Origin of the sequence: Roseicyclus amphidinii (assembly GCF_030163755.1) — a bacterium.
GTDB lineage: Bacteria > Pseudomonadota > Alphaproteobacteria > Rhodobacterales > Rhodobacteraceae > Roseicyclus > Roseicyclus amphidinii.
Genome location: NZ_JASJOE010000072.1, coordinates 1 through 14,870 on the forward strand (window position 1 = coordinate 1; position 14,870 = coordinate 14,870).

The window sequence follows — 14,870 nt, forward strand, 5'->3', positions numbered from 1 at the left end:
CGCGCGCAGGGTCCGCCGCGCCAGGCGGCACGGCCGCGACCGCGGCGAGGGCCTGCGGGGCAGGGGCGCTCATGCAGCCCCCCCGTCCCCCAGTTCGTCCGCCATCGCCGCCATGCGGGAGGCGACCCAGGCGTGGAAGCAATGGGTCGGCCCGTCCATCGCCGGGCTGAAGCGGCCGCCGTCGAAGCCCGAGGCGAAGCGGCCGCGTTGCATCCCCTCGACGACGAAGATGTCCTCGATGAACACCGATTTCCACTGCGTCGCGTTCTTGGCGCGCAGCGTCTCGTCGGTCTTCGGCGTGGCGTAGTAGATATGGATATGCTCGCGCGTGAAGTTGTGGGCGACGGGCTCGAGGATGATCGCGTAGGCGTGGTCGCGGTGAACGCCCAGCAGGACATTGGGATAGAGCGCCACGTATTCCGCGCCGGTGTCCCATTTCTCCGACAGGCCGGGGAAATCCGGGAAGGTCTCTTCCATGGTGCCGCGCAGCTGGCGGTAGACGTAGCTGCCCTGCCCGGAATAGCGGTCCGGCGCCTCGATGTGGTAATGATCCTCGAGCCGCGAATAGCTGTTCAGGCCGGGATGCACCCAGGGCAGGTGGTAGCTTTCGCAATAGTTCTCGACCGCGAGCTTCCAGTTCGTCTGAACCTCCAGCGTGAACGTGCTGTCGGGTCCGCCGTGGTGCATCGGCTGGTCGAACTCGGCCCAGCGGGCGATCAGGTCGGCGTGCATCTCCTCGAAGGGGGCGGCATCGCCCGAGAGGTTCACGAAGACCACGTCGCGCCAGACATGCATCCGCACCGGCGCGAGGCCCAGCGTGGCGCGGTCGATGCCCGGATGCGCGTTCGCGCCCGGCCCGCCGACATGGGGCGTGGCGACAAGGCGTCCGTCCTTGGCGTAGCACCAGCTGTGATAGGGGCAGCGGATCGCGCCCTCGATCTTGCGCGGCTCCTCGACGAGGATCATGCCGCGGTGGCGGCAGATGTTGTAGAAGACGCGGATCGCCCCCTCTTCGTCGCGCAGCAGGAGAAGCGGCTGGCCGAGGAAGCTGATGGGCCTGGCATCGCCCGGTTCGGGCACCTCGGCACCGACGGCGATGGCGGACCAGGTCGTCTCGAGGCAGGCGCGGTTCTCGGCGGCGATGGTCGCGGGGTCGATGTAATGCGCGTTGGGCAGGCCGTGGGCGCGCTCGATCGGGGCGAGGACATCGGCAAGCGCCGAGGGGCGATGATCTTCGGGCATGATCGGGGCTCCGCTCAGGGTTGGATCTGCGCGATCCTTGGCCCAAGCGGTCCGATGGTCTTGCACGAAGGCGACATCATGCGGTTCGGCAAAGACCTTCCCGCGCGCTGCGCGGGCCGGGAATGGCGATCCTTCGCATGAAGGATCGCAGATTGCGAAAATTCGTACGAATTTTCGCTCAGACCCCGCGCGCGATCGCGGCGACGCCGGTGCGCGCCAGCCGCACCTCGCCCAAGGGGCGCATCAGTTCACAGAAGGCGTCGACCTTTTCCGGGGTGCCGGTGATCTCGAACACGAAGCTCGAGAGCGTCGAGTCGACCACGTTGGCGCGGAAGATCTCGGCGATGCGCAGCGCCTCGACCCGGTGCTCGCCGCGGGCGATGACCTTGATCAGCGCCAGTTCGCGGCTGACGAAGGGCCCCTCGACCGTCAGATCCTGCACCTCGTGGACGGGGACCATGCGCTCGAGCTGCATCTTGATCTGGTTGATGACTTGCGGCGTGCCGCTGGTCACGATGGTGATGCGCGAGCGGCGGCCGGTGTGGTCGACCTCGGCCACGGTCAGGCTCTCGATGTTGTAGCCGCGCCCCGAGAACAGGCCGATCACGCGCGCGAGCACGCCCGGCTCGTTCTCCACCAGCACGGCGAGCGTGTGGGTTTCCACCACGTCGGACATGTGGCTGCGGAGATCGTAGGCGGAGTGGCTCGACGAGCCCTTTTCGATGTTGAGCGGCGACATGGGCGGTCCCTGGCATGAAATCGGCCCGCCCGACATAGCCGGGCGGGCCGTGATGGGAAAGGGCCTATTCGGCCTTATTCGGCCGGTGCGGCACCCTTGAGGGCCGCGTGTTCCGACCGCAGCCCCATGATGATGCAGACACACAGCAACAAGAGCACGATCGTGAAGGGCAGGCCGGTCGAGATCACCATCGCCTGCAGCGAGGCAAGCCCGCCCCCGATCAGGAGCGCGATGGCGACAAGCCCCTCGAAGCTGCACCAGAACACCCGTTGCGGCACCGGCGCGTCGATCTTGCCGCCCGCGGTGATCGTGTCGATCACGAGGCTGCCGCTGTCCGAGGAGGTGACGAAGAACACGATCACCAGCACGATCCCCACGGTCGAGGTGATCGCCGCGAAGGGCAGGCTTTCGAGCATGGCGAAAAGCGACAGCTCGGGGCTGTAGGTCTCGATCACGTTGGCCATCACCGCGGAGGTGCCGGGATTGTTGACCATGTCGTTGATCGCGGCGCCGCCGAAGACGGCCATCCACAGGATGCAGACCAGCGAGGGGATGATCAGAACGCAGGTGATGAACTCGCGCACCGTGCGGCCGCGGCTGACGCGGGCGATGAACATGCCGACGAAGGGCGACCAGCTGATCCACCAGGCCCAGTAGAAGGCCGTCCAGCCCTCGCGGTAGCCGTCATCCTCGCGCCCGAAGGGATTGGACAGCGGGATCACCTCCTGGGCGTAGGCGACAAGGCCGCGGCCGAACTCGGTCAGGATGGTGGCCGCGCCCGCGGCGAAAAGCACGAACAGGAGCAGCAGCACCGCCAGCCCCATGTTGATCTCGGACAGCACCTTGACCCCGCCGTCGAGGCCGCGCAGCACCGAGACCAGCGCAATCGCCGTGATGCCGATGATCAGGATCACCTGCACGGTCGTGGAATTGGTGATGCCGTAGACATGCTCGAGGCCTGCGTTCGCCTGCTGCGCGCCGAGGCCGAGCGAGGTGGCAAGACCGAAGAGCGTGGCGAAGACCGCGATGATGTCGATCAGGTGGCCCCACCAGCCCCAGACGCGTTCCCCCAGAAGGGGGTAGAAGGCCGAGCGGATCGAAAGCGGCAGGCCCTTGTTGTAGGTGAAAAGCGCGAGTGCCAGCGCCACCACGGCATAGATCGCCCAGGGGTGCAGCGCCCAGTGATAGGAGGTGGCGGCCAGCGCCATCCGGCGGGCTTCCTCGACATTGGCGGCGATCAGTGCGCCGTTCTCGTCGAAGGGGCGCACGGTGCCGAGCGGGGCGTCGCCCCAGGGCGTGCCGAAGTAATAGGCGGGTTCCAGCACGCCGAAGAACATCAGCCCGATGCCCATGCCCGCGGCGAAGAGCATGGCGAACCAGCCCGCGTAGGAATAGTCGGGCGTCGCATCCGCGCCGCCGAGCCGGACCTTGCCCACCGGCAGCACGATGAGCGCGAGGCAGAAGATCACGAAGATGTTGGCCGCCGACAGGAAGAACCAGTCGAAGCTCGAGGTCAGCGCCGGGCGCAGCCAGCCGAAGAACTCGGCCGCCTGTCCGGGCGCAAGCAGCGCATAGGCCACGAAGGCCACCACCGACATCGCCGAAATGGCGAAGACGGGATTGTGGATGTCGAAGCCGAACGGTCCGAGGTTGCCCTCGATATTGTCCTGCCCGATGTCGTAGTCGGTTTCGATCAGGTCGACCTCGCCTTCCGGCTCGGGGATGCCCTGGTCTGCTGAGGTGTCTGTCATGCGCGTGTCCTTTGTTCTCTGGATGGGGATGCGGGAGGGGCGGCCTGCATCAGCCGCGCACCAGCATCACCGAGACGTCGGTCTGCGTGGCGACCCGGCCGCCGTGGCTGCCGAGGTCGAAGGTTCGGGGGATGTGGGAGCCCATCACCACCAGGTCCGCGCCGATCTCGTGGACGGCCTCTTCGAGCTTGCGGTCCAGCTCGACCGCCGGGTCATGGGCGGTGACGGCATGCGAGGCGACCTCGGCCACGCCGTTCACCTCGGCCTGCATGGCGGCGAACTTCGCCAGTTTCTCGGCAAACTCCTGTGGCGTGTGGGCGACGGAACCGGGCTGCCCCGAGGTGACGCCCACGTAGGTCACGCGGGCCCCGTAATGCCCGGCGAGATCCGCCGCGGCCCTGAGCGCCGTTTCAAGCTTGTCGGTGTGGCCCAGATCGACCGGCACCATGATGTGTTGGAACACGTGCCCCTCCTTTGCGTTGTTTCGGTTCATCCGACGCATCGGGAGGGCATCCGCCCTGCCGATCGCGGCGCGGACGGCAAACGAATGCCCAAATGCGACATCTTTCGTGTCGCAAAAAGGCTAACAGACATGGCATAGGTTGCAAGGCCCCGATCCGCATCGCCTGTGGTCACGCACGGGCGGGGCAAGATTTCACTGCGATGTCAGGGGGTTGAAAAGGAAAAGGGCGGGGTGCCTGCCGCGCCCCGCCCCGTTTTATCCTGTTGTGCGCCGGAGGACCGTCAGACGAGGACGCCGCCCTCGGCGCCGATCACGCCCTGCGTCTCGGCCTCGCCCAGCAGCATCTCGTTATGCGCCTTGCCCGAGGGGATCATCGGGAAGCAGTTCTCGTGCTTTTCGACGAGACAGTCGAAGATGACGGGGCCGTCATAGTCCAGCATCTCCATGATCGCGTCGTCGAGATCCCTGGGGTCCTTGCACAGGATGCCCTTGCAGCCGAAGGCCTCGGCCAGCTTGACGAAATCGGGCAGCGCCTCGGACCAGCTGTGGCTGTAGCGCTCGCCGTGCAGCAGCTCCTGCCACTGGCGGACCATGCCGAGGCGTTCGTTGTTGAGGATGAACTGCTTGACGGGCAGGCGATACTGCACCGCGGTGCCCATCTCCTGCATGTTCATCAGCCAGCTGGCTTCGCCCGCGACATTGATGACCAGCGCGTCGGGATGGGCCACCTGCACGCCGATCGAGGCGGGGGTGCCGTAGCCCATGGTGCCGAGGCCCCCCGAGGTCATCCAGCGGTTCGGATCCTCGAAGCCGAGGTATTGCGCGGCCCACATCTGGTGCTGGCCGACCTCGGTGGTGATGTAGCGGTCGCGGCCCTTGGTCAGCGCCTCGAGCCGTTCCAGCGCGTATTGCGGCTTGATGGTGGCTTGCGAGGGTTTGTAGGACAGGCACCGCACCTCGCGCCACTCCTCGATCCGGGCCCACCACGCCTTGAGCGCGGCGGAGTTGGTCTTGCGCCCGCGCGCCTTCCACAGGCGCAGCATGTCCTCGAGCACATGGGCCACGTCGCCGATGATCGGGAAATCGGCGTGGATCACCTTGTTGATCGAGGAGGGGTCGATGTCGATATGCGCCTTCAGCGAGCCGGGGCTGAAATCGGCGATCCGGCCGGTGATCCGGTCGTCGAAGCGCGCGCCCACGTTGATCATCAGGTCGCAGCCATGCATCGCCAGGTTGGCCTCGTAGAGGCCGTGCATCCCCAGCATCCCCAGCCACTTGTCGCCCGAGGCCGGGTAGCTGCCGAGCCCCATCAGCGTGGAGGTGATCGGAAAGCCCGTCGCCTCGACCAGTTCGCGCAGCAGCGCGCTGGCGTTGGGACCGGAGTTGATGACGCCGCCACCGGTGTAGAACACCGGGCGCTCGGCCTGTTCCATCGCGGCGACAAGCGCCTCGATCATCTCGGGGTCACCCTTGAGGCGGGGCTGGTAATGGCCGACCGAGGCCTTGGGCTTTTCGGTGTAGGCGCCGGTGGCGAATTGCACGTCCTTGGGAATGTCGATCAGGACGGGGCCGGGGCGGCCCTGCGTGGCGATGTGGAACGCCTCGTGGATCGTGCCGGACAGGCGGTCGGTGTCCTTCACCAGCCAGTTCATCTTGGTGCAGGGGCGGGTGATGCCGACGGTGTCGGCCTCCTGGAAGGCATCGGAGCCGATCATGAAGGTCGGAACCTGGCCGGTCAGAACGACCAGCGGGATCGAATCCATCAGTGCATCGACCAGCCCGGTGACCGCGTTGGTCGCGCCGGGGCCGGAGGTGACCAGCACGACGCCCGGCTTGCCGGTCGAACGCGCGTAGCCCTCGGCGGCATGGACCGCGCCCTGTTCGTGGCGCACTAGGATGTGCCGGATGTCGTTTTGCTGGAAGATCTCGTCATAGATCGGAAGCACGGCGCCGCCGGGATACCCGAATACGACCTCGACACCCTGTTCCTTGAGGGCCTCGACCACCATCTTCGCGCCGGTCATCTGCCGTGTCATCGCGTCTGTCCTTCTGCTGTCGGTATCAGTGTCTGCGTCAGTCTTCGTCTGTGGTGTCTGTCGACATAGTCTCTCGACATAAAAAAGCCCCCGGGCGGTGAGCCGAGGGCGCATGGGAAACCAGTATGGCTGTCGTCACCGACCCATGCGCCGTGCCCCTACAAGTACGAGAATGCGGGCCATCGCCGCTCCTCCGATCCGGTTGCGTGCGCGGGACATTAGAAATCGCCCCTGCGGGCGTCAACCGCGAAAATGGCCGAAACCGCCCGAATTCCGGCCCTGCGCGCAACGAATCGAAAGTTGCGGGCGAAACGGGATTTCGAATCTTTCCGGCGACGCGCCCAAGGCGACATCTTGTATTGCGGTCCGCGGGGGATCGGCGTGCCGTGATGCGGGGTCACAGAAGCGCAACCTTGAGTGAGGTTTTTGCGCGCCTGCGCACAACTGAGGCGCGAAATGGTCACTTACGGGCGATTTTGGTAAGAAGATTTTACAAAAATCGACGGTTCGGTGTGGAAAACCAGTTTTCCGCGACGGCGCGCTTCGCTAACGTGCCCATACTTGTGGGACACAACCACGCCCGCGGTCCGAGGGGGGCCGGGGGGATATCCAACATATCGGGGAGGATACCGAATGGATCGTCGTTCTTTCTTGCGCACGTCGGCAATCGGTGGCGCTGCCGCCGCCACGACGTCGCTGGCCGCACCGGCCTATGCCCAGGGCAACCGCACGCTGACCATGGTCACCTCGGTGCCTGACGGGTACGCGGTTTTCGATGACGCGGCACAGCTCGCCATCGACTACATCGCAGCGCTGTCGGACGGTAACCTGGTCATCAACAAGATGCCCGCAGGCAGCCTCGTGGGCGCGTTCGAAGTGTTCGACGCCGTGTCCGCCGGCCAGGCCGACGTGTATCACTCGGCGGAATACTACTTCCTCAACCAGCACCCGGCCTTTGCCTTCATGACCTCGATCCCCTTCGGCATGACGTCGCAGGAGATGGCCAACTGGTACTACCGCCGCGGCGGTCAGGAACTGCACGACACGCTGTCGTCGCTGTTCAACCTCAAGCCCTTCATGTGCGGCATGACCGCGATGCAGCCCGGCGGCTGGTTCAACACCGAGATCAACTCGGCCGAGGACCTGCAGGGCCTGCGCTTCCGGATGCCGGGCCAGGGTGGCCAGGTGCTCGGCCGTCTCGGCGCGTCGGTGCAGAACATCCCCGGCGGCGAGATCTACCAGGCGCTGGCCTCGGGCCAGATCGACGGCGCCGAGTGGATCGGCCCCTATGCCGACGAGCGTCTGGGCTTCCAGGAGGTCACCAACCTCTACTACACCGCAGGCTTCCACGAGCCGGGCTCGGCGCTGCACATGTCCTTCAACCTCGAAGTGTGGGAGTCGCTGACCGCCCAGCAGCAGGCCATCGTCAAGGTCGCCTGTGAAGCGGCGCACGCGCAGAACACCGCGCTGTCGCTCGCCGAGAACGGCGCGGCCCTGGCCCGCCTGATGGCCGCCGGCGTGCAGCCGCGCGAGTTCCCCGAGGACGTCTGGGACGCCTTCGGCCGTGCCTCCGCCGAGGTGCGTGAAGAGAACATGGGCGACCCGATCTACGCCGAGATCGCCGAGAGCTACTTTGCCTCGATGGCAGAATCCTCGGCCTGGTACGAGATCGGCGACGGCGAATACATGCGCCAGCGCAACCGTGTGAACGCAGGCTGATCGCAGCCTGACAGATCGCCCCGTCCGGCCAGCCGCCGGGCGGGGCTTTCGCGCCGATCCGAGACATGACGCGCCGCGCGGCGGCGGCGTTCCGGGGGATTACCGCATGATCGACTTCATCCTTTGGGTGCTCCAGAATATCGCGCTGGCACCGTATCACCTGTTCCTTGCGATCACGAACCCCGGGGACTGGCTGAACTGGTCCAACCCCGAAGCGGTGATGCGTTTCATCTATTACGGCGCCTCGGTCGAACTGTTCTTCGTTTTCTTCACCACCTTCCTCGTGATCACCGCGCTCGGCATGGCCTGGAAGCGCGACATCCTGTGGGGCGGTGTCCGCATTCTCGAAAGCTTCGCCAACGCGGTCGGGCGCACCGCCGCCTGGGCGGGCCTGATCATGGTGCTGATCCAGGTCATGATCGTCTTTTTGCAGCGCATCTTCCGGGTCGCCGCGATCGAGCTGGGGCCCTTCGGCACCGCCGTCGCCTTCGACCTGAGCTGGTGGGCCGAGGGGCTGAAATTCTGGAACGCGCTGGTGGTGTGCCTGTGCGTCTCCTACACTTTCGTGCAGGGCAGCCATGTGCGCGTCGACCTTGTCTATTCGGCGGTGAAGTTCCGCACGAAAAAGATGATCGACATGTTCGGCAGCCTGTTCTTCATGATGCCCGCCATGGTCATCACCTATCTTTACGCCTGGTTCTTCATGTGGCGTCACCTGATGACGCCCTCGGTCACCTCGACCTCGGATCTCGACAGGATGCTGATGCAGTCGCGCATCTTCCGCTGGAACGTCGAGACCATCGGCTTCAGCCCCAACGGGTTCAACGCCTACTTCCTGTTCAAGGTGCTGATCGTGCTATTCTGCGTGATGGTCCTGCTGCAGGCGGTCGCCTTCTTCTGGCGCTCCTACCTCGAGTGGGTCGAGGGCGAGGGGAGCGCGGACAAGTACATCGACCGCGACAAGACCGGCGACGAGGCCGAAGAGCTCGAGCACGCCATCCATTCCGGGTCGACCTGACCGAAACGAACGACTGACGCGCGCCTTCATGCGTGCGAGCAAGAGGACATCAGAGCATGCTTTTCGGACTTGATGGGGTCGAGATCGGTCTGGTCATCGTTTTCCTGACGCTTTTCGCAGGGATCATGACCGGGTTTCCGGTCGCCTTTGCGATCGGCGGGGCGGGGGTCATCTCATTCGCCATCATCGCCGCGCTGGACAGTGCGGGCCTTCTGATCCACCAGGCCATCGACACGGGCTCGGCGGAATACCGGGCGCTGATCGCCGACGGGGTGGTGAGGGACGCGATATCCGTCTTCCGATACCCGGAATTGCCACGCGTCGAAGAGGCGCTGTTCCCCGGTGGCTGGGAACAGGCGATGGAGCGCAACATCTCGTTCATGGTCAACCGCATGAACGAGCGCGTGATCGCGGGCCAGTCCATCGAGACGCTGCTGGCCGTTCTGATGTTCGTTCTGATGGGCATCACGCTCGAGCGCTCCAAGATCGCCGAGGATCTGCTGACGACCATGGCCCGCGTCTTTGGGCCGCTGCCGGGCGGCCTGGCGGTGTCCATCGTGATCGTGGGCGCGTTCCTCGCCGCCTCGACCGGGATCGTCGGCGCGACCGTGGTGACCATGGGCCTTCTGGCGCTGCCCACGATGTTGCGGAACAACTATTCGCCCGAGCTGGCGACCGGTGTGATCGCCGCGTCGGGCACGCTGGGGCAGATCATCCCGCCTTCCATCGTGATCGTCCTTCTCGGCACGCTGGTCGGTGACCTCTATGCCACCGGGCAGGAGACGCGCGCGGTTCTGGCAGGCTGCCAGGACGCGCTGACCTTCCTCGGGCAGCCCGCGGTCCTGTCGGTGGGCACGCTGTTCCAGGCGGCGCTTCTGCCGGGCCTGTTCCTGGCGCTGCTCTACGGCCTCTACGCCTTCGGCTTCGCGTTGCTGCGTCCGGCCAGCGCCCCGCCGGTGCAATTCGCCGCCGCGCAATCCGAGCCGGTCACCCGCAACGAGGCGCTGACCTGGTATCTCTTCGCGCCGGTTGGCCTGATCCTTGCCATCGTCATCGGTGCAAGCAGCGGCGCCATCGGCACGCAGACCATCACCGTGTCGGATTTCGCCGAGCAGGCCGAGCGCCCGTCGCTCAGGACCAATGTCTCCGAGCAGTGCCAGGCCTCGATGATCGAGCTGCACGGGCAGGAGGAATGGGACGCGGCCGTCGCGCAATCCGCATCCATGGCCGCGGCCGGCGAGAGCGGCGAGGCCGTGCTGCTGACGCCGGAGGAACGCGAAGCCGCGCTGGCCGATGCCTTCGACAACGCCGCCCCGATCGGGTCGGGTGTTGCCACGATCCTCACGCTTCTGGCTCTTGTGCTGATCCTTGCGCGCGGGGTGTCGCCCTCGGCCAATCCCGCACCGCTGATCCTGGGCGGCGTGGGCATCGTGCTGGGCTTCATTGCCGATATCCTGTTCATCTCGCCCGCCACCGGGCCGGGGGCCACGTTCCTGATCATGGCGATCCCCATGCTGGTGGCGCTTTACGGCGCGCGGGAGGCGATGATCCGGCTGTCGCGCAACGAGTTGCTGCGCGTGGTCTTTCCGCCGCTCGTTCTGATCGTGGCGGTGCTCGGCTCGATCCTCGGCGGCATCACCAACCCCACGCCCGCCGCGGCGCTGGGGGCGGCAGGCGCGATCATGCTGGCGGCCTATCGCAAGCTGAAGGAAGAGAACGGCAAGTCGAAGATCGTGATCTGGGCAAGCTTCGCGCTGATCATCATGATCCTTCTGGGCATCAACTTCGACCTGCGCATCACCCGCGAGGTGGTCCCCTTCCAGGATTGGGTCGCCTACGTGATCGCGCAATTCGCGTATCACTTCGCCTTCTTCGGGCTGCTGTTCAGCTGCTGGGTTCTGTTCCGGTCGAACATCCTCAGCCCGGTGGTGCGCGAGACGGCCAAGGTGACCTCGATGGTCTTCACCATCCTGATCGGGTCGCAGCTGCTGAACCTGGTGCTGATCTCCTTCGGGGGCGAGCATCACATCCAGCAGTTCCTGCGCGCCTTCGACAACGAGATGGTGGTGTTCCTCGTCGTCATGCTGATCCTGTTCATCCTGGGCTTCGTGCTCGACTTCCTCGAGATCATCTACATCGTGATCCCGATCGTCGGGCCGGTGATCTACGGCGGGACGCTCGATCCGGCCTGGGTCACGATCATGATCGCGGTGAACCTGCAGACCTCGTTCCTGACACCGCCCTTCGGCTTTGCGCTGTTCTACCTGCGGGGCGTGGCGCCTGCGGGCGTGACCACGGGCCATATCTACCGTGGGGTGCTGCCCTTCGTCGGCATCCAGGTCCTTGGGCTTGCGCTGCTGTGGATGTTCCCCGGCATCGTGACGATCCTGCCGGACCTGCTGCGCTGAGGCGGGCCGGATAGAGACAGGGGCAGGGGGGCCGCGGCCCCCCTGTTTCGTTCAGGGGAGGGCAACGCCTCAGGCGGGGCCAAGCAGGTCCCAGCGGTTGCCCCAAGGGTCGCACCATTGCGCAACGCGGCCGTATGGGGCGTCGCGCGGCGCTTCGAGGAACCGGCCCCCGGCGGCCGTGATCCGTGCGGCGGTCGTCTCGAAGTCGTCCGTTTCGAGGAACAGGCCCACCCTGTCGCCGGTCTGCGCACCAAGCGCCCGCGACTGCGCCGCACTGGTGGGACGCGCCAGCACCAGCGACGGGCCGCCGCCGGGCGGCGCAACGGTGACCCAGCGCTTCCGCCCCTCGTCGATGTCGCTCAGGCAGGTCCAGCCGAGCCCGTCCACGAAGAAGCGAAGGCCGTCGTCGTAGTCCGGCACCAACAGGGTGACGTGGCGCAGCACTCAGTCGTCGCCGCGCAGGTCCGGCAGGCTGATCTGCGCCACCTGCTGCGCGATGGGATCGACCGAAAGCGGGTGGGTCTGGTTCGAGTAGCCGGACGGGTTGCCCAGCGGCTGCCACTGGCCGCCCACGTAGACCTCGAGCGCGGGGAAGCGCGCCTTGTAGCCCATCTTGGACGAGCCGGGCACCCAGTAGCCGAGGTAGACATAGGGCAGCCCGGCCTCGCGCGCGATCTCGACATGGTCGAGGATCACGTAGGTCCCGAGGCTGTCGGCGGTGCGGTCGGGGTCGAAGAAGGAATAGACCAGGCTGAGACCGTCATCGAGGATATCGGTGAGGCAGACCGCGGTCAGCGGGGCCTCGCCATCCGTGCCGGTGGGGCCGTCGGCGTCCCGATACTCGATCACGCGGGTGCGCACCGGCGTCTCCTCGATCATCGCGGCGAATTCGAAGACATCCATGTCGGCCATGCCGCCATCGGCGTGGCGCGCATCGAGGTAGCGGCGGAACAGCTCGTATTGCGCCTCGGTCGCCCAGGCCGAGCGCGCGACGCGCGTCAGCCCGCCATTGCGGCGCAGGATGCGGCGGTGCCCCTTGCGCGGCGCGAAATCGGCCACCCGGATGCGCGCCGACAGGCAGGCCGCGCAATCGGTGCAGGACGGCCGGTAGAGGACGTTCTGCGACCGTCGGAAGCCCTGCTTGGACAGGGCGTTGTTCAGCTTCTCGGCCTGCCCGCCCTGGAGGGCGGTGAACAGTTTGCGCTCGCGCCGCCCGTCCAGATAGGGGCAGCCTTGCGGGGCCGTGACGTAGAACTGCGGGGCGATGGGCAGCGTGTGACGCATCTTGAGTTTCGGCCGGGGCCGTTCCTTCGGGTTCAGGCCAAGCCTGCACCAGTGCCGCGGGGCCCCGCAACAGGTTTTTTGCGTTTCGCCCCTGTCGTTCAGCCCGGCCGGTTGATCGCAACCGAGCCGATCAGCAGGTCGTGCAGCCCCTGGTGGCGGCGCCCCATGACGATCATCACGATCGAGATCACCTGAAGGATGACGAAGCCGGTCGCCACCATGAAGCCCAGCGTGTGCAGCACCGCCTCGCCGCCCGAGAAGCGCGCGCCCATGGCGTTGCGCAGCTCGAGGTTCATCAGCCGCATGCCGGGCGTGGCCGACCAGGCCGCGATGCTGCCCGCACGATAGAGGAAGCTCGCCGCGATGAAGGTCAGGGGCCAGATCCACCACAGGACCGACAGGGTCACGAGCCCCAGCAGGAAGGTGACCAGTGTCACCAGCAGCACATCGACCAGCCAGGCGAACAGACGCTTGGCGGGCACGCCGTCGTAGAAGGCGGGATCGTGATCGGGATCGGGCAGGGGGGTGCGCATGGGCATCGTCATGGGGAATTTGCCGGGATTCGGAAAGGGAAAAGGGGTGGGGCAGGGCTGCGGCCCCCGGTGTGCGGTCCGGGGGCCGTTGGTCTATGGGCTTTGCGGAGGGGGCGTCGGTCACGCCCCGGCGCTGTCGCCCTCGCTGCGGGCGGACTTGGCGCGGTCTTCCATGAACTGGTCGAACTCGGCCTTGTCCTTGGCCTCGCGCAGGCGCTGCAGGAAGGCTTCGAACGCGCCCTGTTCATCCTCCAGGCGGCGCAGCGTGTCGGCCTTGTAGGCGTCGAAGGCGCTGTTGCCCGACGAGCGGAAACCGTGGTGGCGAGAGGTGGCGCGGGATGCGCAGGAGGCGTTGAACATGCGTTTGCTCCAGATCATGTAGGCGAGAAGGGCAAGGCCGATGGGCCAGAAAAGGATGAAGCCAAGGACCATGGCGGCGATCCACGCCCCCTTGCCCTTGTCGTCGAGCCAGGCCTCGGCGCGGGCGAACCAGCCCTTTGCGCCCCGGACGGTGGCATGTGCCGGCATCGCGGCGCTTGCGGTTGTGGTCATCTGGGTCTCCTGTGTTGGCGTGAATGTAAATGTTAATCACATTAACGCATATGGGAGGTCTCCGGTGGGTCGCAAGAGGGGGGAATGAAAAAAGTGAATCCCCTTTACATGAGATGGTGGCGCGGATGCCGGTTTCGACTTGCCTTCGCGCCCGCGCCTGCGCTATCCCGCGCGTCACGGAGAGGTGGCCGAGTGGTCGAAGGCGCACGCCTGGAAAGTGTGTAGGCGGGAAACCGTCTCCAGGGTTCGAATCCCTGTCTCTCCGCCACTTGCCCCCGCGAAAGCGTTCTCCCGATCCGGCTGCGGCCGGATTTTTTCGTTGTTTTCGAGGGTTGTGCGGGAGGGGCTCTAAACCGGCCCCGCTGCCAGGAGGCCCCGAAGCTGTCTCTCGGGGCCGATATTCTCCGGACCTGTCGACTGCGTGGTTTTGGTGTAAAGCGCGCAAGCATCTGAAATCTAAAGACTGTCTTGTAGCCTGACCTGAACACTTCGACGCCGGTCGCATCCGCGAGAAGGAACAGAAATCGAACAGGATCGATGAGGTCGCTTGGGTGACCACCTATGCGGCCATGTTCCGGCTTTGTCCGAAACGGCCCTTGTGTTAGATTTACAATCAAAAACAGTGAGGTGAGCAGTTGGCGCAGAAATCAGAGATCGAATGGACGGACGCAACGTGGAACCCGGTGACCGGGTGCACGAAGGTCGGTCCCGGTTGCGATCACTGCTACGCGGAGCGCTTCGCCGAGCGATGGCGCGGCATCGAGGGGCATCCCTATGAGCAAGGCTTCGATCTGAGGCTCTGGCCGTCGCGGCTGCAGCAACCTCTTTTGTGGAAACGGCCTCGGATGATCTTCGTTAACTCTATGAGCGACCTTTTCCACAAACATGTGGATCGGGCGTACATCGACGAGGTTTTCAATGCGATGGAACGGGCGGACTGGCATGTCTTCCAGGTCCTGACGAAGCGCAGCTCTCTCATGCGCAGCTACGTGAAAGCAGGTAGCGTCCGCGAGCGTGGTGTAATTTCACCGATACGTTCGGTGTGATCCCTGGTGGCCATCGAGGTGTATGTTCGAGGTGGAGTTTGGCGACTTCAACCACGGACCATACGGAGCCCCCGATGAC

13 protein-coding genes and 1 tRNA gene are annotated in these 14,870 nt (G+C 65.6%); 5 read left to right on the plus strand and 9 right to left on the minus strand.

Translation table 11 applies throughout. The annotated features are described in order from the left end of the window. Positions 1-69 precede the first annotated feature (69 nt). The 5 genes from QQK83_RS16750 to QQK83_RS16770 form a co-directional block, all read right to left on the minus strand. Entirely contained in the window at positions 70-1,242 is a 1,173-nt protein-coding gene (locus QQK83_RS16750; protein WP_284266181.1) for an aromatic ring-hydroxylating oxygenase subunit alpha, read from the minus strand. 178 nt (positions 1,243-1,420) lie between these two features. After that, the gene (gene ilvN / locus QQK83_RS16755; RefSeq protein ID WP_284266183.1) at positions 1,421-1,981 is read right to left on the minus strand and encodes an acetolactate synthase small subunit; all 561 of its coding nucleotides are present in this window, start codon (positions 1,979-1,981) and stop codon (positions 1,421-1,423) included. 74 nt (positions 1,982-2,055) lie between these two features. Further along, entirely contained in the window at positions 2,056-3,732 is a 1,677-nt protein-coding gene (locus QQK83_RS16760; RefSeq protein WP_284266184.1) for a BCCT family transporter, read from the minus strand. A gap of 49 nt (positions 3,733-3,781) precedes the next feature. Then, positions 3,782-4,195, minus strand: coding sequence for a universal stress protein (locus QQK83_RS16765; RefSeq protein WP_284266185.1), 414 nt, complete (start codon positions 4,193-4,195; stop codon positions 3,782-3,784). A gap of 281 nt (positions 4,196-4,476) precedes the next feature. Next, the gene (locus QQK83_RS16770) at positions 4,477-6,231 is read right to left on the minus strand and encodes an acetolactate synthase 3 large subunit (protein ID WP_284266186.1); all 1,755 of its coding nucleotides are present in this window, start codon (positions 6,229-6,231) and stop codon (positions 4,477-4,479) included. A gap of 633 nt (positions 6,232-6,864) precedes the next feature. Between QQK83_RS16770 and QQK83_RS16775 the strand changes: the two genes are divergently transcribed. From QQK83_RS16775 to QQK83_RS16785, 3 genes are all read left to right on the plus strand, one after another. Then, entirely contained in the window at positions 6,865-7,950 is a 1,086-nt protein-coding gene (locus QQK83_RS16775; RefSeq protein WP_284266187.1) for a TRAP transporter substrate-binding protein, read from the plus strand. Positions 7,951-8,056: 106 nt separating this feature from the next. Then, complete coding sequence (locus QQK83_RS16780) at positions 8,057-8,968, plus strand: TRAP transporter small permease subunit (protein WP_284266188.1); 912 nt, start codon at positions 8,057-8,059, stop codon at positions 8,966-8,968. A gap of 56 nt (positions 8,969-9,024) precedes the next feature. Further along, the gene (locus QQK83_RS16785; RefSeq protein ID WP_284266190.1) at positions 9,025-11,376 is read left to right on the plus strand and encodes a TRAP transporter large permease; all 2,352 of its coding nucleotides are present in this window, start codon (positions 9,025-9,027) and stop codon (positions 11,374-11,376) included. Positions 11,377-11,445: 69 nt separating this feature from the next. Here QQK83_RS16785 and QQK83_RS16790 read toward each other — a convergent pair whose 3' ends face one another. The 4 genes from QQK83_RS16790 to QQK83_RS16805 form a co-directional block, all read right to left on the minus strand. Continuing rightward, a complete protein-coding gene (locus QQK83_RS16790; RefSeq protein ID WP_349816240.1) occupies positions 11,446-11,820 on the minus strand; it encodes a VOC family protein in 375 nt (124 codons plus the stop codon). Beyond that, on the minus strand, positions 11,821-12,660 hold the full coding sequence (locus tag QQK83_RS16795) for an arginyltransferase (protein WP_284266191.1): 840 nt from the start codon (positions 12,658-12,660) through the stop codon (positions 11,821-11,823). A 98-nt stretch (positions 12,661-12,758) separates the two neighbouring features. Further along, complete coding sequence (locus tag QQK83_RS16800; protein ID WP_284266194.1) at positions 12,759-13,193, minus strand: RDD family protein; 435 nt, start codon at positions 13,191-13,193, stop codon at positions 12,759-12,761. A 120-nt stretch (positions 13,194-13,313) separates the two neighbouring features. Then, a complete protein-coding gene (locus tag QQK83_RS16805) occupies positions 13,314-13,745 on the minus strand; it encodes a DUF2852 domain-containing protein (protein WP_284266196.1) in 432 nt (143 codons plus the stop codon). A gap of 178 nt (positions 13,746-13,923) precedes the next feature. Here QQK83_RS16805 and QQK83_RS16810 point away from each other — a divergent pair. Both QQK83_RS16810 and QQK83_RS16815 read left to right on the plus strand, forming a co-directional pair. Continuing rightward, a tRNA-Ser gene (locus tag QQK83_RS16810) sits at positions 13,924-14,013 on the plus strand. A 367-nt stretch (positions 14,014-14,380) separates the two neighbouring features. Next, positions 14,381-14,791: a DUF5131 family protein gene (locus QQK83_RS16815; RefSeq protein ID WP_284266198.1), complete on the plus strand. Its 411-nt coding sequence runs from the start codon at positions 14,381-14,383 to the stop codon at positions 14,789-14,791. Positions 14,792-14,870: the final 79 nt, after the last annotated feature.